Origin of the sequence: Faecalibacterium sp. An58 (assembly GCF_002161515.1) — a bacterium.
Taxonomy (GTDB): Bacteria; Bacillota; Clostridia; order Oscillospirales; family Ruminococcaceae; genus Faecalibacterium; species Faecalibacterium avium.
Genome location: NZ_NFHX01000023.1, coordinates 11,782 through 35,307, shown reverse-complemented (window position 1 = coordinate 35,307; position 23,526 = coordinate 11,782). Strand labels below are relative to the sequence as shown.

Below are 23,526 nucleotides of genomic sequence, written 5' to 3'. Positions count from 1 at the left end.
GTTCAAAGGAAGGTCCTTTCCTTTGTGTGCCTATCATAACATACCCCCCCCGGTGTCAAGACCCAATTTCAAATTTTCCCTTTTTTTCTTTATTTTCTTTAGTTCGCATTCCCTAACTTCGGGCGCAGGGGATTCGGAGGCAGCAAAAAAGCGCACGCTTTCGCGTGCGCTCTGGGGACGCTTTATTCAGTTCACACAGGGAAATGGTAAAAATATTTTTAGTATCCGACACAAATCACTTTTTGCGCAGGCGGGCGGCCAGGTCGGGGTCGGGGGTGATATAGGCCGTCTCATACTTATCGTAGAGGACCATGCCCGGCTTGAGGCCGGCGGTCTTGCGGATGTTCCGGACCTCTGTGTAGTCCACCGCCACCTTGACCCCCTTGGCCTGACTGGAATGGAGCACCGCCAGCTCGGCGGCCTCCTGGCGGGTGCGGTCAGGGATATCCCGGCCGCCGCTCAGCACCACCGTGTGGCTGCCGGGGGCGTTCTTGGTGTGGAACCACAGATCCTTGCCACGGGCCGTGTGCAGGGTCAGCCGCTCGTTTTGCAGGTTGTTGCGGCCCACCAGGATCTCGAACCCATCCGAGGAGATGTAGCGGTAAAAATCGGCGGGCTTCTGCTTTCTGTCCCGGGGCTTGTAGTATTTCAGATAGCCCTGGCTTTTCAGCTCGGCCCGGATCTCGTTCAGGGCAGCCTCGCCGGGAGCGCTCTCCACTTCATAGAGCACCGTTTCCAGGTAGGCGATCTCCCGCTCCCCTTCTGCCAGCAGATCCACCAGCATCCGGGCGGCGGTCTGCTTTTTCTTGTACGCCTTAAAGAAATTCTGGGCATTCTGGCTGGGGGTATAGCGCAGGTCCAGAGGGATGGTCACCGGCTTTCCCTCGTCGTACCAGTTGGGCACCGTGATGCTCTCCATTCCCTTTTGGGCCTGGTAGAGGTTGGCCGACAGCAACTCGCCGTACAGGCGCAGCTGTTCGCTTTTTTCGCTGGCGGCCAGCTCCTCCTTGCGGGCGGCCTGTTTGCGGACCGCCCGCTCATACATATTGTGCACCGCCTTGTGAAGCTCCTTGCTCTTGGTGCGCAGCCGCTCGGCCCGGTCCTTCTCGGCATAGTAACCCTCCAGCATCTGGCAGAAGGAAGGCCAGGTGCGGATGGCATACCCCGCGCCATACTGCCCGGGCCGGAAGAAAGTGAACTCGATGGGCTTGCCCTCGGGGCTGGCCACGCTGCACGGTTCGCCGCCGGCGGCGTGTTCGGCTTTCAGACCGTCGATGGCCTCCAGCAGACGGCGCTTGCCCTCCTCGTCCAGCTCACAGGCGATCTTTTCTTCCCCGCCAAAGGCCCGCCAGGCGGCTTCCCGGCAGACCACCGGGCCCACCCCCGCCACTGTCCGGCTGAGGGCGGCGGCCACCGGCAGATCTTTCTGACAGGCGGCGGCTACGATCGAGGCCGCGCTGGCCGCCAGAAAGTCAGGGCGGGCCGGCTTGGGCGGAACGGTGTAGGCCAGCCCCGGCAGCAGCTGCCGGATCTCGCTGTCCTCAAAGTCCACCCGCTTGAGGGCGTCAATGATCCTGCCGTTCTGCACCAGCACCAGGTTGGAATAGCGGCCCATCAGTTCGGCGCACAGGGTGTTGGTCACCAGGTCCCCCATCTCGTTGGTGCACAGAAAATCAAAGTAGACGATCCGGTCTCCCGGCTCCATCCGCACCGCCACCAGCCGTCCGCCGGTCAGATGCTTGCGCATCAGCATGCAGAAGGAGGGCGGGGTCTCGGGATTCTCAAAACTCTCGTCGGTCAGGCAGACCCGGGCCGACCCGCTGCGCGCCGACAGCAGCAAACTGTATGTGTCGGTGCGGGTACGCAGGGTGATGACCAGCTCGTCCCGGGTAGGCTCAAAGATCTTTGCAATTTTGGCGTCGGTCACCGTGCGGCCCAGTTCGGCCGCTGTCAGTGCCAGGGTTGCGGCATCCAGTGCCATGATGTTCCCCCTCTCAAACAGACCAACGGCGCGGCAGTCCAGCGTCCCGCCGCGCCATCTTGTTTCTTACAGGTATGTAAACGGGTCCCGGTTGGTCTGGCTGGCCACAGCCTCCAGCCCCGGCACAGCCGCTTCCAGCCGCCGGGCCAGAGCCGCAGCAGCCGGATATTCGGTGGCATAGTGCCCTGCGGCGATCAGTCCCAGACCCAGCCGCCGGGCGTCGCAGGCAGCGTGGTGGTTGGCTTCGCCGGTCAGCAGGCAGTCCGCCCCTACGGCCAGCGCCTCCTCAAACATACTGCCCCCCGACCCGCTGATCACTGCCAGCCGCCGTACCGGCCTGCCGTTGTCGGTATACTTGACCTGCACCGCAGGCCCTTCCAGCGGCGGCACGCAGCGGGCGGCCAGCTCTTTTTGGGCCAGCCGCGCCAGCTCGGGCACCGTGAGCGGGGAGACGGCGTCCAGCTCCCCCACCCGGCCGCAGCCCCCCGCAAAGGGGACCGGGTCCCGGATGCCCAGGATCTCCGCCAGCACCTCGTTCACCCCGCCCTCGGCGGCGTCCAGATTGGTGTGCATACAGATGGCCGAAATGCCCGCCTGCACCAGCAGGAAGGCCACGTCCCGGCGGTCCAGCCGCTTGAGGGGGGAGAAGATCACCGGATGGTGGGCCACGATCACCCCGCAGCCCAGCTGCCGGGCCTCCTCCACCACCTCGGGGGTGATGTCCAGGGCGGTCAGGGCACGGGCAGCCGGCCGGCCGCAGTCCACCAGCAGGCCCACATTGTCCCAGCTCTCGGCCAGTTCCGGCGGGGCCATCCGGGCCATCGCCTGGTAAATCGCTTGGATCTCAGCCATGGTTCATTCTCCCTTCAGCAGCTGGTCGATCTCCCGGGCCGCAGGGGTGCCGTCCGGCGTGCCCAGCCGCAGCTTGGCCAGCTTTTCTCTCTGTTTGGCCTGGTAGCCCGCTGCCTCCGGCCACCGGCCCGTATCTCCATACAGGGCCTGGGCCAGCGTGAGCTGCCGGCAGGCCCCATCGTACTCGGCGGCCATCACCGCATACCAGCGGCCCGCCGCCTCCACCGGCCTGTCGCATACCAGCCGGAATCCATGTCCTGCCAGCCAGCGGCGCAGTTCATCGTGGCGGGTGGCCGGGATCAACACCAGACGCGGGCCGCCGGGATCGGACACCCAGGGGGCAGCCTCCAGCATCTGCCAGGCAGTCTGGGCCGACACCCCCGCGATGACGACGGTGCCCACCTCCCCCGCAGACAGCACAGAAAGACCGTCGCCCAGCCGAAGCTGGACGCGGTCTTGACATTGCGCCTGCTCCACCGTCCGGCGCGCCTTAGCCAGAGGCCCCGGGCGCAGGTCGGTGCCGATCACCCGGGGATACAGCCCCGAACAGGCCAAAGCGGCGGTCAGCTTGCCGTGGTCGCAGCCCACATCCGCCACCGGCAGACCCGGCCGGCACAGCTCCGCCGCGGCCGCCAGCCGTGCGTCCAGAGCCATCAGGCCTTGGCCTTGGCTGCCAGGTGGTCGTTCAGCTTCTGGATCAGGGCGTCACAGTCCACGCCATGGACGGCGCAGGCCTCCTCGATGCTCTCCCCGCGGGAAGCAGGACAGCCCAGGCAGTGCATCCCGATCTCCAAAAAATAGGGCGCGGTGGTGTTGTCCAGGTCCAGAATATCGCCGATGATGGTCTGGCGGGTCACCTGGAAGGGCCCGTCGCTGTGGCTGCGGATGCTGTTGAAAATATCAAACATGAACTTTCGTCCTTTCTCTGTCTGGCATATGGGGCCGCCGGCCCCTTTTGTACGCTTCTACTATACCCCAAAACCCGCCGGTTTACAAGTAACCGGGTCACAAAAAGGGCCCCCGCCGCTTGACGGCAGAGGCCCTTGCACTGCAAACTTAGTTCTGGTTCTGCTTGATGCGTGCGAAGCAGTCAGAGCAGTAGACCGGACGGTCCTCGCGGGGCTGGAAGGGCACCTTGCAGGCCTTGCCGCAGGAAGCGCAGACAGCGTCGTACATCTTGCGCTCGCCGGTGCCGGCGGGGCGGACGCCGTTCTTGCGGGCATCACGGCAAGCCTTGCAGCGCTGGGGCTGGTTCTCAAAGCCACGGGATGCATAGAACTCCTGCTCGCCAGCAGTCCAAACAAACTCCTTGCCGCAGTCCTTGCAAACTAAAGTCTTGTCTTCAAACATCGTTGTATCTCCTCTTGTTTTGTGCTTGCCCGCGGAAGGATTGGAACTACACCTTGGTTTTGGGGCGCCGATCGTCAGCTTGCCAGGGGCTTGAAGCATGTTCTATCCTCATAAAGCGAGGACTTCCTTATTGTACCCTGCTTTGCTCGTTTTGTCAACCAAAAATCAGCCCCAGAAGCGGGAAATTCTGTTTTGTGCAACATAAGACACACTTTTCATTTGTCGAAAAAACGCAGTTTTCAGCATTTGTGCCGGGCCTGTACAGAAAAGATCACACGCCTGTGCAGACGTGTGATCTCGGGTGCATCAATCTTCCATATCAGACGCGGGGACAGCCGCCGTTCAGCCGGCGTTCTTCTCCAGCACTTCCTTGGTATCGCGGGCGATCATCAGCTCCTCGTTGGTGGCGATGACCAGGGTGCGCACCTTGGCGCCCCAGGCCGTGATCTCGCACACATCGCCCCGGATGCTCTTGTTCTTATCGGTGTCGATGCGGATGCCCAGCCAGTCCATGTGGTGGCAGATCTTGGCGCGGATGACGTCGTCATGCTCGCCGATGCCGCCGGTAAAGACGATGGCGTCCACGCCGCCCATGGAGGCGATGTAGCTGCCCACCACCTTCTTGATCTGGTAGGTCAGCATATCCAGAGCCAGCTGGGCGCGGTCGTTGCCCTCGCTGGCGGACTTCTCCACGTCGCGCATATCGCTGGACACGCCGGAGATGCCCAGCAGGCCGGACTTCTTGTTCAGGATCTCATCCAGCTCGTGGCCGGTGATGTCCAGGGTATATTTCAGGTAGTTGACCACGGAGGGATCCAGGTCGCCGCAGCGGGTGCCCATCATCAGGCCGGCCAGCGGGGTCATGCCCATGGAGGTATCCACCACACGGCCCTGGTCCACGGCGGTGATGGAGGAGCCGTTGCCCAGATGGCAGGTGATCAGCTTGAGGCGGCTCATGGGCTCTTCCAGGTACTCGGCCGCCTTGTGGCTGACGTACTTGTGGCTGGTGCCGTGGAAGCCGTAGCGGCGGACGCCGTACTTCTCATAGTACTCATAGGGGATGGCGTACATGTAAGCCTTGGGAGGCATGGTGCTGTGGAAGGCCGTATCAAAGACAGCGATCTGGGGAACATCCTGGCCAAAGACCTTGCGGGCGGTTTCGATGCCCAGGATGCCGGCGGGGTTGTGCAGAGGGGCCAGCGGGCTCAGCTCCCGCAGGGCGGTGATGACTTCGTCGGTGATCAGGCAGCTCTCCTTGAATTTCTCGCCGCCGTGCACCACCCGGTGGCCGATGGCGTCGATCTCATTGACGTTCTCGATGCACTTGCCTGCACCGGTGGTCATCTTTTTGATCAGCTCAAGGAAAGCCTCGGTGTGGGTGGGGAAAATCGCAGGGGTAGTGGCCTTGTGGCCGTTCGCCTCATGGGTGATCATGCTGCTCTCCATGCCGATGCGCTCGCACAGGCCTTTGCACAGCACCTTCTCGCCTTCCATATCGATCAGCTGATACTTCAGGGAGGAAGAACCGCAGTTGATAACCAGAACTTTCATCTTCTCGTTGCCTCCTGTTTTATTTCGTCCACCGGCGGGCCCCTCTGGCCAACCCTGTGGAACACATACAAAGAAAACGCCAAGAGTTTGTGCGGATCTGCCAAATTCAGGCGCCCCACCTGAAAGCCGTCCTCTGCAAACAGTTGCGTCCCATTCATCTACATTATATAATAGAGTGGAACGCTTTGCAAGACAAAATGGTCAAAAAGGCAAAAACTTGTGTACAACGCAACAAAACAGGAGGGAATATGCGCTTCGCAGGCATCATTGCAGAATACGACCCCTTCCACAACGGCCACGCCTGGCAGCTGGCCGTCGCCCGGGAGATGGGGGCCCGGCAGATCGCGGTGGCCCTCAGCTGTGCCCTCACCCAGCGGGGGGCGCCGCCCCTGCTCCCCGAAGGGGTACGGGTGCGGGCGGCCCTGCAGGCAGGGGCGGGGCTGGTGTTTGCCCTGCCCGCTCCCTGGGCCATGTCGGGGGCCGAGAGCTTTGCCCGGGCCGGGGTGGCCCTGCTGGCCGCCGCCGGCTGTGACAGTCTGGTATTTGGGGCAGAGGACCCCGACCCCGGCCGCCTGATGGCCGCCGCCCGGGCCCTGGCCTCCGCCTCCTACCGGGATGCCCTGAAAGAGCAGCTGGCCGCCGGCGCCCGTAATTTTGCCGCCGCGCGTCAGGCAGCCATCGGCCGGATCTGTCCCGGGCAGGGACTGGAGCAGCTGCTGGACCGCCCCAACAACAATCTGGCCGTGGAATACTGCAAGGCCATTCTGGAACTGGGAGCAGACCTGCAGCCCATCCCCCTGCCCCGGCAGGGCGCGGGCCACGGCCAGGCCCTGACCAACGGCCCGTATGCCAGCGCCAGCGCCCTGCGGGGCCGCTGGGCAGCCCAGGGGGCCAGCGGGCTGACCGGGTATGTCCCCCCGCAGACGCTGCCCCTCTATCAGGACGCTTTTGCAGCGGGGGCCTGCACCGACCCGCAGTCCCTCAGCGTGGCGGTGCTCTCCCGTCTGCGGGCCCGGCAGAGCTTTGCGGGGGTGCGGGGAGCCACCGAGGGTCTGGAGCACCGGCTGGAGACCTGCCTGCGGGAGGCCGTCACCCTGGACGCCCTCTGCGACGCTATGACCACCGTCCGCTATCCCCGGGCGCGGATGCGCCGTCTGGTCATGGACGCAGCCCTGGGCTATGGCAAAGGCCCCGGCTGGCTGGAACTGCCCGACCTGCCCCCCTATCTTCATCTGCTGGGCGCCCGCGCCGACGCCATGTCCCTGCTGGCCGGGGCAGCTCTGCCCCTCTCCCCTTCTCTGGCCAAGCTGGCCCGGTGCAGTCCGGACTGCGCCCGCACCGCCCAGGCCCAGGCCGCCGCCGCCGACCTGGCAGCCCTCTGCCGCCGTACCCCGCAGCCCATGGGGACGGCCTACACCGCGCCCTTTGTAAAATGGTAAAGGAGGTTTTCCCATGTCCCGGGACTATGGTTATTTTGGCAAAGGCTCCACAGGCTACGCCCAATACATGACCGCTTTCAAGCGCACCCAGCGCGGCGGCGGGGGCGGAGGCGGGAACGGGGGCGGCGCCGGCTGCTTCCTGGTCCTGCTGGGGATCATCGTGCTCCTGGCGATCATCAGCCCGTTCCTTGCCAACTGAACAAAAGGCCCGCCTCCACAAGGAGACGGGCCTTTTTTCATGCGGCGGTGGGGATGCGGGTGACCGTTACCACGACATAGTAGACCGGTATGGCTGTCCCGTCCTCATTGGTCAGGGAGCGGCCTGCGGCGCTGGTCGAGACCACATAGCGGTAGTCGTAGCGCGGACTGCCGCCCATATTGCTGCTGGGCAGCTTTTCCAGCACCGGGTCCACCTGGGCGGCTACCCTTCGGATCGCCTCTTCCAACCCCATCGAACCGGGCGCCGCGTACAGGACGGCGCACTTGGTGGGTTGGGCTGCGTCCAGAGTAGGGTTATTGATGAAATAGTAGTACATTCCGTCGGGAGTGTTGCCCCGTTTGAGGCTGGTATTTTTGATCCCCCGCGCAGTGACGAAATCCTTGACCATCTGCCCATACCCCGGTGACGTGTTGTAAATGGGGGTGATCTGCCCTTCCTGGATCGAGCCGGTGGCCTCCGCGACCAGACTGTTCAGTGCGTCCTGGAGGGCGTCTTCATCCTGGATGCTGTCCTCAAAGGTGATGAAGTCCTTCTTGGCTGCGGGCGGCAGGTCGTCCTCCAGCATACCCGTAAAGTCAATGTCCGGCCTTTGCGGAGTATCGGGTGTGGTCGGCGTGCTGGATGCTCCGCCGCCTGGGGTCTCGGGTGTGGTCGGCGTACTGGACGCACCGCCGCCCGGTGTCTCGGGCGTGGTCGGTGTGCTGGACGCACCGCCGCCCGGTGTCTCGGGCGTGGTCGGCGTACTGGATGCACCGCCGCCCGGGGTCTCAGGTGTGGTCGGTGTGCTGGACGCTCCGCCGCCCGGCGTTTCGGGTGTGGTCGGCGTACTGGACGCTCCGCCGCCCGGGGTCTCGGGTGTAGTCGGTGTGCTGGACGCGCCGCCGCCCGGGGTCTCAGGTGCAGTCGGCGTGCTGGATGCGCCGCCGCCCGGCGTTTCGGGTGTGGTCGGCGTACTGGACGCTCCGCCGCCCGGAACCAAAGGGATATTGGGGTTGCCGGGATCACCCGTCACTCCGGAACTGGAACTGCCAGAGCTGCTGGAACTGCCGGCATCCCCCGCCCCGCCGCCCAGCCACGGGCAAAAACAACAGCTGACCGCGGCAGCAGCGCACAGCGCCAGCGAAACGATTTTTTCACAGAACATGGATCTTCCTCCTTGCGGCCAATGGCTCCGGTTTGGTCTGACCCATGTATATGCAGGGCGGCGGGCAGATGTGCGGCTGCGCCGGCCTTATCGATCCGACAGATAGTCCAGCAGCTTTTCCCGTGCGGCCCCGGCGGTCTCTGCCGGCGGATCGCCTGCCAGGTAAAGCAATGCGTCATTCCATTCAAACAGGGTGGCGTCTTCCGGTTCTATGTGCCATACCACACTTGCCAGTTTCGCTTTCTGTGTCCTGTCCAGCCAATGCAGGTCAGACAGATATGTGCAGCCCATCCGGGCCGCCAGTCGATCCAGTAAACTTTCCTTCATCCTATCATTCCCTTGTAGAACAATGCGGGGGCCGGCCGTATGGCCGGCCCCCGCAGAGGGACCCTATCTTTCGTGACGCAAAAGTTCTTTTGTTTTGGTGCGATCAACAACAGAAGGAATATTGGTTCTATTCCTCTTTGCCGCCACATCGGATGGGTGTTTTACCCGAGCGTGCAGGTGGTCTCTGGCACCTGCTCGCCCCTTATATCATCTCCCGGTATGGTGCCCCGGGGGTGTTATAAGTAAAATCAATTACAGTTTGGCCTCCATCTTGACTTCCAAAACAGCAACCACCACGGGAACAGAAGAATCACCAGGTTTTGTAGCGTTCAGCTGGCTAACATACAAGGTATAAGTATTATTGAATGTCTTGTCCTTGCCACTCACGTTAGAAGCGAAAGTATTCTTAACGCCATCAAACGCCTCAGCAATAGCGTTAGCTGCCTTCACCTGAGCAGTTGCACTAGAAACTTTTTCTACAGGCAGAACCATCCATGCATGATAAATGCCAGCGTTCGCATTCATTTCAAGATTATAGGTCTTTTCCAGGAAGGAAGTAGAATCAACTTCTTTCCAATTAGTAGCATTGAAGACGCTTTCCATATCCTCTTCAATCAGCTTATAATTGTCATCGATCAGTTCAGAATAAACATGATCTTTAAACAGCTTCTCAAGGCGAGTGTTCATGACTCCACTCTCCTTAACTGTAACAGTCAGGCCAGAGTTATAGTCTTTAATAGCCTTGTCAACAGTAGCAACAATGCCAGTAGCAGTCGTCTGCTCGCTGCTGGAAGAACCGCTGTTGCCATTGCCGCCGTCCTTGCAGCCAGCCAGCATGCTGACGGCCATGATGCCGGCCAGCGCCAGAGAAGCAATCTTCTTGAGTTTCATAATGAATTTTTCCTCCTTATGGTGTATAAAAGATAGAGACCCAAAACAGGTTCAAAGGAAGGTCCTTTCCTTTGTGTGCCTATCATAACATACCCCCCCCGGTGTCAAGACCCAATTTTCAATTTTTCCCATTTTTCTTTATTTTCTTTAGTTTGAAATATCTAACTTTGGAGCAGAAGGAGTTTGGGGCAAACGAAAAGCGCACGCTTTCGCGTGCGCTTTGGGGTGCTTTATTCAGTTTTCGCAGAGAAATAGTAAAAATATTTTTACTTTCACCTTACCACAGCATCTCATCGCCGGGCAGCTGGTTCCACAGGCGGTAGTAGATCCCCTGCTTGTCCAGCAGTTCCTGATGGGTGCCGTCCTCCAGGATGCCCTCGGCTCCCAGCACCAGGATGCGGTCGTAATCCTTGATGGTGGTCAGCCGGTGGGCGATGGTCAGGGTGGTGCGGCCATGGGCCAGTTTCTCCAGGCTCTGACCTACCAGGATCTCGCTCTCGTTGTCCAGAGCGCTGGTGGCCTCGTCCAGGATCAGGATGGGCGGGTTCTTCAAAAAGACCCGGGCAATGGACAGCCGCTGTTTCTGGCCGCCCGACAGCTTGACGCCCCGTTCACCCACATAGGTGTCATAGCCGTCCTTGAGGGCCAGGATGAATTTTTCGGCGCCGGCCAGGCGGGCCGCGGCAGCGATCTCCTCACGGGTGGCTCCCGGTTTGCCGTAGGCGATGTTCTCGGCTACCGTGCCGCTGAACAGGTACACGTCCTGCTGCACGATGCCGATGGACGCACGCAGGCTTTCGAGCGTCACCTTGCGGATGTCCTGACCGTCGATGTAGATGCGGCCGGCGGTCACATCGTAGAACCGGGGGATCAGGTTGCACAGGGTGGTCTTGCCGCCCCCCGACGGCCCCACCAGGGCCAGACGCTGGCCCGCAGGGATGTGGATGTTCACGTCCCGCAGGACCTTGTTGTGGTCGTCGGGATACTCAAAGCTGACGTGCTCCAGCTGGATATCCCCGGGCCCCGGCTTGAGGGGCACCGCGTCGGGGGCGTCCTGGATGTCTATGGGGGTATCCAGGATCTCAAAGAACCGCTCGATGCCGGTCATGCCGCGCTGGAACTGCTCGGCAAACTCCACGATCCGCCGGATGGTGGCGATCAGGGTGGACACATACAGCGAGTAGGCCACCAGGTCGCCGGGCAGGATCCATCCCTGCACCACAAAGATGCCGCCTCCCAGGATGGTGACCAGGTACATCAGGCCGTCGAACATCCGGGTGGAGGTCTGGAAGGCCGCCATCACCTTATAACTGTTTTTCTTGAGCCGCTGGAAGGTGCCGTTGCCCACTTCGAACTTTTCGTTCTCGGTCTTTTCGGCGCAGAAGGCTTTGACCACCCGCTCGCCCAGCAGGCTCTCCTCGATCTGGGCGTTCAGCTCGCCCACCTGCACCCGCTGGGCCCGCTGGGTGGCCCGCAGCTTCGAGTTCAGCTTGACCGACACCACCCCCATCAGGGGCACGCACAGGAACAGCAGCACCGTCAGGCCGATGCTGTACCGGCACAAGATCAGGAAGCTGGCCAGGATCTTGACAGCTGCAATGAAAAATTCTTCGGGACAGTGATGGGCAAACTCGGTCACATCGAACAGGTCGTTGGTGATCCGGCCCATGATCTGGCCGATCTTGTTGTTGGAGTAGTAGGCCACGCTCAGCCGCTGCAGATGGGCAAAGGCGTCCCGGCGCATATCCGTCTCGATATACACCCCCATGACGTGGCCCATATCCGACATATAATAGGCCGCCAGGCCGTCGATGATCCGCAACACGAAATAGAGCAGCCCCAGCTTGAGCACGATGCCAATGGTCAGGGCGGCCAGATCGTTGACCGCGGTGTTGGTGATATACCGCAGGATCAGCGGCAGCACCAGGTCGCAGATGCAGGTCAGGGCCGCGCAGAACAGGTCAAAGACCATGGTCTGCCAGTATTTCCGCTCATACGGCCAGAACCGCCGCAGCAGGTCGAGGGCCGAGGTATGGCGGGCGTTGGGGTCCTGATACTTCGGCTTTTCGACGTCGTTCAAATCCACCATGTTGATTCTCCTGTTGTTTTTCCAAATCGTTGTCGTATTTTAGCCCGCTCAGGCTTTGGGGCCGTAATCCCGGGCGCCATAGATGGCGGTGCCGATCCGCACCAGGGTGGCGCCTTCCCGGATGGCGTTCTCAAAGTCGCCGCTCATCCCCATCGAGAGGATCTCCATCCGGACGTTGTCGTAGCCGCGCTCCCCCGCCCGGACGAACAGCTTGTACACCTGTCCCAGCAAGGCCCGGTTTTGGGCGTCATCCTCATTCACCGGGGGAATGGCCATCAGCCCTTTCACCCGCAGATGGGGCTGGGCCGCCGCAAGATCCAGCAACGCCCACAGTTCTTCCGGGGAGACGCCGGTCTTGCTGGCCTCCTCACCAATATTGACTTCCAGTAGAATATCCTGAACGATATCCATTTTGGACGCTTCTTTTTCCAGGGCAGCCACCAGCCGGGGGCTGTCCACGCTCTGGATCACGGTAGCCCGGCCCAGCACTTTCCGGATCTTGTTGGTTTGCAGGTGGCCAATGAAATGGACCGGTTTGCCGCAGTAGGCCCCGGCGTCGCTGTTGGCGCACAGCTCCTGCACATGGTTCTCCCCAAACAGGTCGATGGGCAGCCGGGCGCTCAGGGCAATGGTCTGGGGTGTGTGGGTCTTGCAAGCCGCGCACAGCTGGACGCCGGCGGGGTCCCGCCCGGCCTCGCGGGCCGCGTCTGCCATTTTGCGGCGGATCTCCGCCACCGCCTGCTCCATCTGTTCCAGATTCCGTTCTGTCATACCTGTCCTCAATCCTCCTCTGTGTATTTGGCCCGTTCCCCGCCGATCAGCTTGGGGCGGGTGCGGGCACAGAGCAGCAGCGCCTTGCCGATGTGGTCCAGACTCAGCCGCACCGGCACCGCCACGGCCCGCAGGTGCATCCCGATCAGGGTGCCCCCGATATCCAGCCCGGCGTGGGCCCGGATCTCCTCCACCGCCACCGGGTGCGCAAACCGCTTCCAGCAGGTGGTGGCCCAGCTGCCCCCCGCATGGGGACGGGGCACCACGCATACTTCCTCCCAGCCATAGGCCCGGGCGGCCTCCCGCTCCAGGATCAGGGCGCGGTTCAGGTGCTCGCAGCATTGGGCTGCCAGCCAGATGCCCTGCCGGGCCAGCACCGGGGCGATCCCCTCGTAGACTGCGCCGGCGGCCTCCATGCTGCTGTCCTTGCCGATGTGGCCCCCCACGATCTCGCTGGAGGAGCAGCCCACCACAAACACGTCCCCTGCCTGGAGGCCGGCCACAGCCAGCAGTTCCTCCACGGCCTGACGGGCCTGGCGGGTGATCTCGGTCTTTTCTTGTTCGGTCATCGCAAAACGCCTCTTTCCCAACAAAACCATCCCGGGGCGGTTCCGGCCCCGGCTTCTACAAGCGGAAATAGCATACGCCGTCCTCCGCCCCGGGCAGATAGAGCCGGTTGCCGCTGGGGGCCAGCGCCCCGCTGGCAACGGCATCGGCGGCGTAGTCCGCCTCCAGGCTGCCGTCGGGGCGGAAACTCTGGGCGGCGGCCGGGCAGGCGGCAAACAGGCTGCGCTGGACGCTCCGGGGCAGCCGTGCCGCAATGCCCCGGATGCCGGGATCTGCGGCCCGGTCCTCCAGCCAGCGGGCGGCGGCCCAGGGATAGGTCACATAGACGCTGCCGTCCGCATCTACCGCCAGAGCGGTGGGATAGCCCGGCAGGTCCCCCACAAACAGACGGCATCCCTTGCCGCCGGCGGTGAGCTCCCGGCCTGCGGCGTCCACCGCCCAGATGCAGCGGCTGCCCAGGTCGGAGACATACAGGGTCTCGCCGTCGGGGGAGAGGGCCAGGCCCGCCGCTCCGGCGATGCCGCCCATCACCCGCCGCACGGCGCGGCCTGCGGGGTCATAGGCATAGACCCAGCCGGTGGCGGTGTGGCCGATCAGCTCGGACCGCAGGGCCTCGTCCAGGCTGCCGGCCTGGGGGCCAAAGTCCGCCGCCTGGGTAAAATAGATCTGGCCGTCGGGGCCGGCGGCCACCGCGGCGGGATAGGTCAGACGCCTGCCGTCGATCTGGGTGACGACCTGTTCGGCGGTGGCGCCCCAGCCGTCGTGGGAGGCGCGGCAGAGGGCCCCGCCCTCCCCAGTCAGGACGGTGTACCAGATGTCGCCCGCCGGGTCAAAGGCAAACGCGGTGATCCGGCCTTCCTCGGTCAGCACCGTCATCAGGCCGCTGCCGTCCTCCCGCATCCGCAGCAGGGCGCTGCCCTCTCCCTCTGCCGGCCGGGCCGCCAGATAGATCCAGCCGTCCCGCACCTGGATGCAGTCGGGGGGCTGGTAGCCCTCCACGGCCAGGGCGGCGGTGTCCGAAATGGATTGCCCGCCCACAGGCGCGGCGGCGGCCGGCAGGGTGTAGCTCTGCGGTTCAGCTTCGATGGGGCGGAACCCCAACGTATAGACCAGGGCGGCAGCCGTCAGGATGGCCAGCACCGCCGCCGCGATCTGAAACCGGTGCAGGATAAAGTCCCGCCGGGCCCGGCGCTCCGCCTCCCAGGCAGCACGGCGGCGGGCGTCCTCGGCCCGGGTGGCCCTGGCCTGGCGGGACCAGCGGTTCATCCAGGCCGACACACGGGGCCCAAAGGCCAGCACTGCGATCAGCAGCACCAGCAAAAATTCTGTCAGTCCAAAACGCATGGAGTCTTTTCCTTTTCTCTCATCCAGTGGTTGGGCGTGCGCCCCCAGTATACAGCATCCTGTGGGGCGAATGCAAGAGCCGGGCCGGTTTTGGATTGCACCGGGCCGGCAGACTGTGATACAATGGGTGTGGGATGCATCTTTTCCAAAGGATTCACCCAAAGTTCACACTTCTTCACATTTTCCGTATTATTATGGTAATGAAATGTGAAAATCCAGGGCCATGCCCTGTAAATCGAAGAAATGGAGGACAACCGTCCCATGGCAAAAATATTGATCGTCGATGACGAACCCCGCATCCGGGAATTGATCCGGGAGCATCTGCAATACGCAGGCTACACCTGTGAGGAGGCCGCCGACGGTTCCGCAGCCCTGGCCCAGGTGACCAGCGCCAGCTACGATCTTGTGATCCTGGACCTCATGATGCCCTTTATGGACGGCATGACCTGCCTGCGGGAGATGCGCAGCCGCCACATCAACACCCCCGTCATCATCCTGACCGCCCGCGGCGAGGAATACGACAAGCTGGCCGGCCTGGAGGGCGGCGCCGATGACTATGTGGTCAAGCCCTTCTCCCCGCGGGAACTGGTGGCCCGGGTGCGCGCGGTGCTCAACCGCACCCTCTCCCACCCCGAAACGGCCGCCAGCATCATGACCTTTGGGGAGCTGTCCATCGACACCGCCAGCCACACCGTCAAGGTGGGGGGCGAGGAGGTCAGCCTGACCCCCAAGGAGTTCGACCTGCTGGTGTTCCTGGCTTCCAACAAGGGGATCGCCCTGTCCCGCGAAAAGATCCTGCAAAAGGTGTGGAACTACGACTACTTCGGCGAGGACCGCACCGTGGACACCCACGTCAAGATGCTGCGCGGCCATCTGGGGGCCTGCCGCAGCTATATCGTCACCGTGTGGGGCATCGGCTACAAGTTTGACCCCGACGCCCGCCGGTGACCGGTGTACCGTATGAAGTGGCCCTGTCACATTCCCGCGCCCCCTGCGGGACAGCAGCACCCATCCCCCGGCATCCGCGCCCAGCTGATGCTGTTCCTCACCTTCATCTGCCTGTTTTTGCTGGGGCTGTACTGGTTCCTTTCCACCCAGCTGCTGGAGCCGCTGTATAACCAGCGGATCGAAGCCCAGCTGACCAGCCAGGCGGACGAGATCGTCAACCTGATCGACGCCACCCAGGACCAGGGCGATATCATTTCCAGCTGGGATTTCGGCATCCTGGCGGTGGACAACACCTTCCGCACCCGGCTGTACGAGCTGCTTTCGGCCAACACTCAGCTGACCAACTTCTGCGTGGACATCTCCGACTCCACCCTCCGCAGCATCATCACCATCGAGAACCTCTACCCCTGCCTGCTCCACAACAGCACCCTGACCACCCGCTCCGACGACAACGCTTTCTCCTGGGACAAATCCACCGTCATCGAGATGCGCCGGGCCTGCCGGATCAACGGCAGCTGGACCCAGGTGCTGAACACCAGCGGCGGTTCTTCCCAGGTGGTGGTGGGCCGGATGAGCGGCGACGGCTCCTATTCGGTGCTGGTCTCCACCAGCCTGGTCCATGTGGCCGAGGCCGGGCAGGTGCTCAGCGATATGCTGCCCCTCATTGCCGTACTGGTGTTCGCCTTCGCCCTGGCGGCGGCCTGGCTGTTCAGCCAGTGGTTCACCCGGCCCCTGCGGGAACTCTCGGCAGCGGCCCGCCAGATGGCCGGCGGCAACTACTCGGTGCATCTGGACGCCAACCGCCGGGACGAGCTGGGCACCCTGGCCGAAGACTTCAACCACATGGCCCGGGAGGTCCAGCGTTCGGCGCAGATGCAGCGCGACCTGCTGGCCAACGTCTCCCACGACCTGCGCACCCCCCTCACCCTCATCAAGGGGTATGCCGAGACGGTCCGCGACATCACCGGGGACGACAAGGCCCACCGGGACGAGCAGCTGAACATCATCGTGGACGAGACCGACCGGCTGACCGCCCTGGTCTCCAGCGTGATGGAATTGAGCAAAGTCACCAGCGGCGCCGAAAAGTGCGAGCCGGTCCGCTTTGACATGGGCCAGCTGTGCGACGAGGTCAGCGAGCGGTACGAAGCGGTCTGCCGCCAGAACGGCTGGGCTCTGCGTCTGGAACTGCCCGACGAGCCGCTGGACGTCTGGGCCGACCCCGCCATGATCGAGCGGGCGCTGCACAACCTGCTGGGCAACGCCATGCATCACATCGGCCCCGACGGGGTGTTCATCCTGCGGGCGGTGCGCTGTACGGCTGGGGTCCGGGTGGAAGTGGAGGACCACGGCCCCGGCATCTCCGCCGAGGACCTGCCCTACATTTTCGAGCGGTACTACCGTTCCCGCTCGGACGCCGGCAAGGCCGGCACCGGCCTGGGGCTCTCCATCACCAAGGCCATCTTCCAGCAGCACGGCTTCCGCTTCGGGGTGCAGAGCACCCTGGGCAAGGGCACCGTTTTCTGGTTCATCATGAGCCCGCCCCCCGTCCCCGAGACCACCTGAACAAGCAAAGGGCCTGCCTTCTCCGGCAGGCCCTTTTATTTTTCCGTTTTTATGCAGGTACGCTGCTGCTCTGGTAGATGCCGAAGGTATCGTCCGGGTCGGGCATATCCACCCGGGAAGCCCGGTCATCCACCGCCAGCATCAGAGCGCCCAGCACCACCAGTGCCAGTACCACTACCAGCCATTTGAGCCAATCCGGCAGACGCTGCATCGGCCTGTCCCTTCCTTTCCGATCCCTGTTCCTTTCATTCGGGGCGGCACCGTTTGCGGGCCTGGATCAGCACTTCTCCCGCCTCCCGGGCGGACAGCATCTTTACCAGGCCCCCCTGCCGCTCTTTGGCGCCGGGGCCGGTGTTGCCCTCCTCTGCAAAGAAGGCTTTGTCCCAGTCCGAGCGGTTGTTCCAGGGGCAGAAGCCCTCCGGCGCAATGTGCTGGCCCAGCCGGCACTCCAGTACCGCGGTCTTGCCGGTGGGACGCCAGGGGCGGCCCAGATACACCGAGCCGGCGGGACAGTCCGACACAAAGTCGCAGTCCCAAAATACGAACCCCAGCCCATCCGGCGGGGTGGACGGGGCGGTGACATAGCCGCGGCCTTCCCGGCCGGGTCCGTTGTCCACCGAGCGCACCACGCACTGTTCAAACAGAGCGTCGCCTCCGCCAAAGATGAAATCGATGTCCCCTTCGATGACGCACCCCTGGTAATACTGGGCGCTGGGCCGCCGCGGCGCAAACACCCGGGGCCCCAAAAAGCCGTCCTTCTCCCGCTCTTTCTCGGGCAGGGGCGCACAGAACAGGGTATCCTGGTTGCCCAGCAGCCGCACATGGCGGAAAGCCGCCCGCCGGCTGTCCACATAGGCCGCAATGGCCTGGCCCACCTGGGCGCCGGGACCGGCGTCGTTCTGGATGGTCATATCCTCTACCGTCAGATTGTCCCCGCTGAAAAATGCGGTCCAGCTGCGGAAGGTATGGGTGGGGCGTCCGTCCCGGTGGGGCAGCTTGCCGCCGTCGTTCCACACCAGGCGGGTCTGTTCCATCCCCGCCCCCTTCAGGGTGATCTGCTGTTTTTCGCATACAAGTTTTTCCCGGTAGGTGCCCGGGCCGATCAGGATCCGGGCAGGGGTATCATAAGGCACTGCCATAACAGCTTCGCCGATGCTGGCAAAGTTGCCGCTGCCGTCCTGCGCTACGGTGATGGTAAGCATGGTTCCAGCCTCCATGGGCCATAGGCCCCTCTGTCATCTGCTTTCGGTCCTCCCCAGTATACAACATCCGGCCTGCGAATTGCAATGAATGCCCATCCCCCGGCTCAGATTTCACAGTTTGCTCAAGCGGGCGGGCAGGGGGCTTTGGAGCGCGCTATCAGGTGCGCAGCACCACGCTGCCCGCCTCGGCATCCACCGTCAGGCTGCCGCCCATGGCCAGCTCCCCGTCGATGATGCGGCTGGCGGCGGGATCCTCCACCTGTTTGCGGATGATCCGCCGCAGGTCGCGGGCGCCAAACTTGCCGCCCTGGCACTGGGCCACCAGAGCCTTGAGGGCCTCGGGGGTGTAGCTGTAAGCGATGCCCTTGGCCTCCATGCCGGCGCGGTATTCCTCCAGCATCAGGGCCGCGATCTTCTCCAGCACCTCGCCGCCGAGGGGTTTGAACACCACGATCTCATCCACACGGCCCAGGAATTCGGGCCGCAGGAAGCTGCTCAGGGCCTTCATGGTCTTATCCTCGTTCATCTGCTCGGCGCTCTTGTTGAAGCCCAGACTCCCGGTGCCGTGCTCGGAGGAGCCGGCGTTGGAGGTCATGCAGATGACCGTGTTGGAGAAGTCCACCGTGCGGCCCTGGGCGTCGTTGATCTTGCCCTCGTCCAGGATCTGCAGCAGGATGTTCATGACATCGGGGTGGGCCTTTTCGATCTCGTCGAACAGCACCACGCTGTAGGGGCGGCGGCGGACCTTCTCGGTCAGCTGGCCGGCCTCCTCATAGCCCACATAGCCCGGAGGCGACCCGATCATCCGGGAGACGGCGTATTTCTCCATATATTCGCTCATGTCCAGCCGGATCAGGGGATCGGGACCCGAGAACAGCTGGCTGGCCAGCTGCTTGACCAGCTCGGTCTTGCCCACGCCGGTGGGGCCCACAAAGATGAAGCTGGCCGGACGGCGGCGGCCCGCCAGGTCGGCGCGGCTGCGCTTGACTGCCTGGGCCACCAGGTGCACCGCCTCGTCCTGGCCGATGATCTTCTTTTTCAGCTCATCCTCCAGGCCGGCCAGGCGGACGTACTCCGTCTCCCGGATCTTGACCGCCGGGATACCGGTCCACAGCTCGATCACCCGGGCCAGGTCGTCCATCGACACCTGGATCTCACTGGCAGCCGCCTGTTTGGCGGGCACCTCGGCCTCCAGCTGGGCGATGCGGGTCTTGCGCTCGGCCACCGCCTCGTAGTCGATGGGCTGGTCGGCCGAGTCCGTCTCCATCTCCGCTTCCTCCTGCCGGAGGGCGTCCAGCTCCTTCTGGGCCTCCAGATAGGCCGAGATCTCGGGGTGGGCCAGGTTGCAGCTGGCGCAGGCCTCGTCCAGCAGGTCGATGGCCTTGTCGGGCAGGTAGCGGTCGGTGATGTACCGCTCCGACAGGGTGACGGCGGCGCTGACCACGGCGGGCGGCACCTGAACATGGTGGTACGCCTCGTAGTAGCGCTTGATGCCGTTCATCACGGCGATGGTATCCGAAATGCTTGGCTCCTCCACCCGCACCGGCTGGAACCGGCGCTCCAGGGCCTGGTCCTTTTCGATATACTTGCGGTACTCCGCAAAGGTGGTGGCGCCGATGACCTGGATCTCCCCGCGGGAAAGGGCGGGCTTGAGGATATTGCCCGCGTTCATGGCGCCCTCGCTCTCGCCGGCGGCGGTGATGGTGTGGATCTCGTCAATGAACAGGATCACGTTGCCCGCCTGGCGGACCTCGTTCAGCAGGCCCTTGACCCGCTGCTCAAACTGGCCGCGGAACTGGGTGCCCGCCACCAGGGCAGTCAGGTCCAGCAGATAGATCTCCTTGTCCTTCAGCTGGGCCGGCACCTGCCCGGCGGCGATCCGCTCGGCGATGCCCTCGGCAATGGCGGTCTTGCCCACGCCGGCCTCGCCGATCAGGCAGGGGTTGTTCTTCTGACGGCGGGACAAAATCTGGATGGTGCGGTAGATCTCCCGGTCCCGGCCCACGATGTTGTCCAGCTTGCCGGCGCGGGCCTTGGCCACCAGGTTCTCACAGTAGGTGTCCAGGTATTTGCGGCGGGGCGGCTTTTTGCCCCCCTTGCCGTTTTTGGGTCCCTGGCCGCCCTGGCTGCCCTCCTGGCTGTTGATGCTCAGCGGGAAGGTGGCGTTGCCGCCCGGGGTAAAGCCGTCGGTATCCTCCCCGCCGTCATCGCCGCCGTCCTGCTGCATCCCCATCATCATGGCCAGGGGGTTGGCGCCGTCCCCCATCTCCTCCATCATGGAATCCATCCGGTCTTCCATATTGTCCATATCCTGTTCGGACATACCGAACTGCTTCATCAGGTCCTCCACGGGCTTGATGTGCATTTCACGGGCGCAGTGCAGGCAGTAGCCCTCCTGCTTCATCTGGCCATTCTCCATCCGCTGGATGAAGATGATGGCCGGTCTTTTTTTGCATCGAACGCAAACCATAGGCGTTTCCTCCTATCGCAAAGCCTTGCCCAATCCACTCTCTATTTCATGCGCTATACAAACGGGTTGATAAGGCTGAAGATTTGATAATAAAAGCTGCCGCTCAGGGCGGGCTCATTCAGGGCGGGCAGATTGCCCCCGGTAATGACCATCAGGGCCCAGACCACGCACAGCAGCAAAAACAGGTCTGCCACCCCTGCCAGGGCTCCCACAGAGACCCCCAGCCACCGGTTGACCGCCCCGATCACCGGTAGGTGGTTGACCAGTCCCAGCACGGTGACCAGCAGGCTGATCAGCATACGCAGGGCGGCGAAGCACAGAAAGAACAGCACCACCGAAAACACCGGCGTCAGCAGCGGGCGCACCACGTCCTGGACGATGGTGTCCGCGATGACCAGCACGTTGTCGGTCAGAAGGCCGTCCAGCGCCCGCTGGCAGGCCTCCACCACCTGGCGGCGGATGCTCTCGGGCAGAAAGCCCGCATACCGCTGGGCGATCCGGTCCAGGTCGGCGGCGCCGCCCGCTGCCAGGCTGGCGGCGATCCGCTCCCGGAAGCTGCCCGCAAAAAAGCGGTCAAACACTTCCCCCGAGCCCCAGGCCGCCAGCTGCTGTGCTCCGACCAGGCTGAACAGGTTGCCGGCGATCTGCACCAGGGCGGCCAAAAGCCCCTTGCGGGCATAGTGTATGGTCAGGCCGATCCAGATCGCCGTACAAATAATATCAAAAAGAAATGACGGATTCATGAACATAGACAAAATTCTTATCAGACAGGCCGTCTGAGTGCCAAACTTTTTACGCTGCGGGCGGACTGCCGGCCTGTTCCTGGTCTTGGGCGGGGGGCGTGACCCGCCGGGCCATATTCTCGGTCAGGACGAACAGCCCGCCCTTGCCCGCCACCATGGCCTGGGGCCGGGCATCCAAAGGCATGCTCCACTGGTACGCCCCTTCCAGGGAGAAGCATTCCACCGAGCTGTCGCACAAAAGATAAAAGGCGTCCGCCGTCCACACAATGTCGTTGGCGCTGGGCACAGGGCCCTCGTAGCGGGTGTTCAGGCCGGCGTCCAGCACCAGAGCGGTGGTGCTCAGCTGGCCGCTGCCCAGCAGGACGGCAGCCCCGCCCTGCCCCACCGACACGCCGGCCACCGCCGCGCCCCCGAACTCCCGGCGGGCCTGGACCGCGCCGCTGGAGCCAAAGAGAGCCGCGTGGGTATCGTACACGGCCAGCAGTCTGTCGTTGCTCATCCACTGCAGGTCCAGAGGGGTGCTGCCCGGCTCACTGGCCAGCAGCTGGGGTTCCCCTGCCCGCAGGTTGAGCAGATACAGGTTGGAGATGATCTGGCCCTCCTGGGCGGTCACCGCCGCAATGGCCAGCTGGGTGCCGTCGGGGGAAAAGTCCATCCGCATGGGCACCCCCTCGGCGGTGGTCAGGCTCCAGGCCAGCAGCTCCTCCCGGTGGGAGTCATAGACGGTCAGCAGCGCGAACTTGCGCACATCGTCGGTAGCCACCGCCAGCTCTCCGCCGTTGCTCAGCGCGCACAGGAAGATGCTGCCCTCGGTCTGGCGGGTGTACATCTCCCGGGTGCGGCTCTCCACACGCAGCTCGCTGCCCGAGCGGTTGTACAGCACAAAGCCGTTTTTGCCCGCCGCGATGGCAGGCCGGGCATAGCCGGTGCTGATGGTGTTCAGACGTCCGCCGCTGTCGGCCAAGACGGCGCAGCCGTCCTCCCCCAGCACCACAAAGCTGCCCCCCAGGCTCTCGGCCTGGTAGACATTCCCCACCCCCGTCTGCTGGGGAAAGCCCTGCTCCGGCATCAGCGCGATGCGCACCGAGTCGGCCAGGTCCTCCAGCACCATCACCGAGGTGTTGACCAGCCCGGTCAGGTAGATGACCAGCGCCGCCACCACTGCCACCAGCAGCGCGGTGCGCCGCAGCCGGCGGTTGTTCACGCGGCGGCGGGCGGCCTCCAGATATTCGATCCGGCCCGCGGACATCTCCTCCATGCGGGCCTTCCGGCCGGTCTTTCTCATCCCTCTGCTTCCTTTCCGTAGTCTACATGGTGCAAAAACAGCCCCTTGGCCGGCAGGGTAGGCCCGGCCTGCCGGCGGTCCCGGCTGGCCAGGATCCGGGGCACTGCGTCCGGCTCCAGCCGGCCCGCCCCCACCTCGCACAGGGTGCCCGCCAGGATGCGCACCATATTGTACAGGTAGCCGTCCGCCGTCACCGTGATCTCCACCGTATCCCCCCGGCGGGACACCTCGCACCGGGTGATGGTGCGGATGGTATCCCCATGGGCCGCCGCCGAGCTGTGGGCGGCGCACAGGGCCAGGAAATCATGACGCCCCACAAAATGCGCCGCCGCCCGGGCCATTTTTTCCTCGTCCAGGCGGCCGGGCATCCGGCAGTAATACCGCTCCTCAAAGGGGGAGTCGATGGGGTTGTTGTGGATGCGGTAGAGGTAGGTCTTGGTGTGGGCCGCATACCGCGCATGGAACCCGTCGGGCACCTGCCGGGCCTTCAGAACCCGGATGTCCCGGGGGAGTTTGGTGTTCAGGGCCAGGGGCAGCTTCTGGGGCGGGATGGCCAGTTCGGCCTCAAAGCTGAGGGCAAAGCCCAGAGCGTGCACCCCCGCGTCGGTGCGGCTGCACCCCTTGATATCCGGCCGGCAGCCGATCACCGCCTCCAGTCCATCCTGGAAGGCGGCCGCCACGCTGCGCCCGTTGGGCTGCACCTGAAAGCCGCAGTATTCGGTCCCGTCAAAAGCCAGGGTCAGCAGCCAGGTCATACCAGCGCTCCTTTCAATGTAACATGGTTCTTTG

General features: G+C 63.6%; 24 protein-coding genes. 5 read left to right on the top strand and 19 right to left on the bottom strand.

Going from position 1 to position 23,526, the window contains the following annotated elements; translation table 11 throughout:
* Positions 1-235: 235 nt before the first annotated feature.
* From B5G12_RS11500 to B5G12_RS11475, 6 genes are all read right to left on the bottom strand, one after another.
* A complete protein-coding gene (locus B5G12_RS11500) occupies positions 236-1,981 on the bottom strand; it encodes an Rqc2 family fibronectin-binding protein (protein WP_087325002.1) in 1,746 nt (581 codons plus the stop codon).
* A gap of 66 nt (positions 1,982-2,047) precedes the next feature.
* Positions 2,048-2,833, bottom strand: coding sequence for a Nif3-like dinuclear metal center hexameric protein (locus B5G12_RS11495; RefSeq protein ID WP_087325001.1), 786 nt, complete (start codon positions 2,831-2,833; stop codon positions 2,048-2,050).
* A gap of 3 nt (positions 2,834-2,836) precedes the next feature.
* Positions 2,837-3,487: a class I SAM-dependent methyltransferase gene (locus tag B5G12_RS11490; protein WP_087325000.1), complete on the bottom strand. Its 651-nt coding sequence runs from the start codon at positions 3,485-3,487 to the stop codon at positions 2,837-2,839.
* Positions 3,487-3,741, bottom strand: coding sequence for a DUF1858 domain-containing protein (locus B5G12_RS11485; RefSeq protein WP_087233182.1), 255 nt, complete (start codon positions 3,739-3,741; stop codon positions 3,487-3,489). The genes B5G12_RS11490 and B5G12_RS11485 overlap by 1 nt, the downstream gene beginning before the upstream one ends.
* 148 nt (positions 3,742-3,889) lie before the next feature.
* Entirely contained in the window at positions 3,890-4,183 is a 294-nt protein-coding gene (locus B5G12_RS11480; RefSeq protein WP_087233179.1) for a zinc-ribbon domain containing protein, read from the bottom strand.
* A 342-nt stretch (positions 4,184-4,525) separates the two neighbouring features.
* On the bottom strand, positions 4,526-5,734 hold the full coding sequence (locus B5G12_RS11475; RefSeq protein ID WP_087233176.1) for an acetate/propionate family kinase: 1,209 nt from the start codon (positions 5,732-5,734) through the stop codon (positions 4,526-4,528).
* A 248-nt stretch (positions 5,735-5,982) separates the two neighbouring features.
* Here B5G12_RS11475 and B5G12_RS11470 point away from each other — a divergent pair, with 248 nt between their 5' ends.
* Complete coding sequence (locus B5G12_RS11470) at positions 5,983-7,173, top strand: nucleotidyltransferase family protein (RefSeq protein ID WP_087324999.1); 1,191 nt, start codon at positions 5,983-5,985, stop codon at positions 7,171-7,173.
* 13 nt (positions 7,174-7,186) lie between these two features.
* On the top strand, positions 7,187-7,372 hold the full coding sequence (locus B5G12_RS11465) for a hypothetical protein (RefSeq protein WP_087324998.1): 186 nt from the start codon (positions 7,187-7,189) through the stop codon (positions 7,370-7,372).
* Positions 7,373-7,409: 37 nt separating this feature from the next.
* On the opposite strand, the gene B5G12_RS11460 is transcribed toward B5G12_RS11465, so the two are convergent.
* On the bottom strand, positions 7,410-7,958 hold the full coding sequence (locus B5G12_RS11460) for a hypothetical protein (protein ID WP_087233167.1): 549 nt from the start codon (positions 7,956-7,958) through the stop codon (positions 7,410-7,412).
* A gap of 40 nt (positions 7,959-7,998) precedes the next feature.
* Here B5G12_RS11460 and B5G12_RS14405 point away from each other — a divergent pair, with 40 nt between their 5' ends.
* Positions 7,999-8,643 (top strand): hypothetical protein, encoded by a 645-nt coding sequence (locus tag B5G12_RS14405; RefSeq protein ID WP_144064145.1) that lies wholly within the window; start codon positions 7,999-8,001, stop codon positions 8,641-8,643.
* Here B5G12_RS14405 and B5G12_RS11450 read toward each other — a convergent pair.
* The 6 genes from B5G12_RS11450 to B5G12_RS11425 form a co-directional block, all read right to left on the bottom strand.
* Positions 8,625-8,864, bottom strand: a complete 240-nt coding sequence (locus tag B5G12_RS11450; RefSeq protein WP_087324997.1) for a hypothetical protein — start codon at positions 8,862-8,864, stop codon at positions 8,625-8,627. The two genes, B5G12_RS14405 and B5G12_RS11450, sit on opposite strands and share 19 nt — an antisense overlap.
* 252 nt (positions 8,865-9,116) lie before the next feature.
* Complete coding sequence (locus B5G12_RS11445) at positions 9,117-9,755, bottom strand: hypothetical protein (RefSeq protein ID WP_087324996.1); 639 nt, start codon at positions 9,753-9,755, stop codon at positions 9,117-9,119.
* A 277-nt stretch (positions 9,756-10,032) separates the two neighbouring features.
* Complete coding sequence (locus B5G12_RS11440) at positions 10,033-11,844, bottom strand: ABC transporter ATP-binding protein (RefSeq protein ID WP_087324995.1); 1,812 nt, start codon at positions 11,842-11,844, stop codon at positions 10,033-10,035.
* Positions 11,845-11,892: 48 nt separating this feature from the next.
* Positions 11,893-12,615: a YggS family pyridoxal phosphate-dependent enzyme gene (locus B5G12_RS11435; RefSeq protein ID WP_087324994.1), complete on the bottom strand. Its 723-nt coding sequence runs from the start codon at positions 12,613-12,615 to the stop codon at positions 11,893-11,895.
* Positions 12,616-12,623: 8 nt separating this feature from the next.
* Complete coding sequence (locus B5G12_RS11430; protein ID WP_087324993.1) at positions 12,624-13,184, bottom strand: TIGR01440 family protein; 561 nt, start codon at positions 13,182-13,184, stop codon at positions 12,624-12,626.
* A gap of 55 nt (positions 13,185-13,239) precedes the next feature.
* Positions 13,240-14,526, bottom strand: coding sequence for an SMP-30/gluconolactonase/LRE family protein (locus B5G12_RS11425; protein ID WP_087324992.1), 1,287 nt, complete (start codon positions 14,524-14,526; stop codon positions 13,240-13,242).
* Between the two features lie 261 nt (positions 14,527-14,787).
* Between B5G12_RS11425 and B5G12_RS11420 the strand changes: the two genes are divergently transcribed.
* Together B5G12_RS11420 and B5G12_RS11415 are read left to right on the top strand one after the other, a co-directional pair.
* Positions 14,788-15,474 carry a response regulator transcription factor gene (locus B5G12_RS11420; RefSeq protein ID WP_087324991.1) on the top strand — a complete coding sequence of 229 codons (687 nt, stop codon included), beginning with the start codon at positions 14,788-14,790 and terminating at the stop codon, positions 15,472-15,474.
* A gap of 12 nt (positions 15,475-15,486) precedes the next feature.
* A complete protein-coding gene (locus B5G12_RS11415) occupies positions 15,487-17,037 on the top strand; it encodes a sensor histidine kinase (RefSeq protein WP_087233143.1) in 1,551 nt (516 codons plus the stop codon).
* 49 nt (positions 17,038-17,086) lie between these two features.
* Here the strand turns inward: B5G12_RS11415 and B5G12_RS14820 are convergent, their stop codons facing one another.
* The 6 genes from B5G12_RS14820 to truA all read right to left on the bottom strand — a co-directional run bounded on the left by B5G12_RS14820 (position 17,087) and on the right by truA (position 23,492).
* Positions 17,087-17,248, bottom strand: a complete 162-nt coding sequence (locus B5G12_RS14820; protein WP_164474877.1) for a hypothetical protein — start codon at positions 17,246-17,248, stop codon at positions 17,087-17,089.
* A 34-nt stretch (positions 17,249-17,282) separates the two neighbouring features.
* Positions 17,283-18,239 (bottom strand): pectinesterase family protein, encoded by a 957-nt coding sequence (locus B5G12_RS11410; RefSeq protein ID WP_087324990.1) that lies wholly within the window; start codon positions 18,237-18,239, stop codon positions 17,283-17,285.
* Between the two features lie 157 nt (positions 18,240-18,396).
* Positions 18,397-20,709 (bottom strand): ATP-dependent Clp protease ATP-binding subunit, encoded by a 2,313-nt coding sequence (locus B5G12_RS11405; RefSeq protein ID WP_087233137.1) that lies wholly within the window; start codon positions 20,707-20,709, stop codon positions 18,397-18,399.
* 53 nt (positions 20,710-20,762) lie between these two features.
* Positions 20,763-21,452, bottom strand: coding sequence for a hypothetical protein (locus B5G12_RS11400; protein WP_242956024.1), 690 nt, complete (start codon positions 21,450-21,452; stop codon positions 20,763-20,765).
* Between the two features lie 49 nt (positions 21,453-21,501).
* Positions 21,502-22,737, bottom strand: coding sequence for a DUF5711 family protein (locus tag B5G12_RS11395; protein ID WP_087324988.1), 1,236 nt, complete (start codon positions 22,735-22,737; stop codon positions 21,502-21,504).
* Entirely contained in the window at positions 22,734-23,492 is a 759-nt protein-coding gene (gene truA, locus B5G12_RS11390) for a tRNA pseudouridine(38-40) synthase TruA (protein WP_087324987.1), read from the bottom strand. Before truA ends, B5G12_RS11395 begins: the two co-directional genes overlap by 4 nt.
* Positions 23,493-23,526 lie beyond the last annotated feature (34 nt).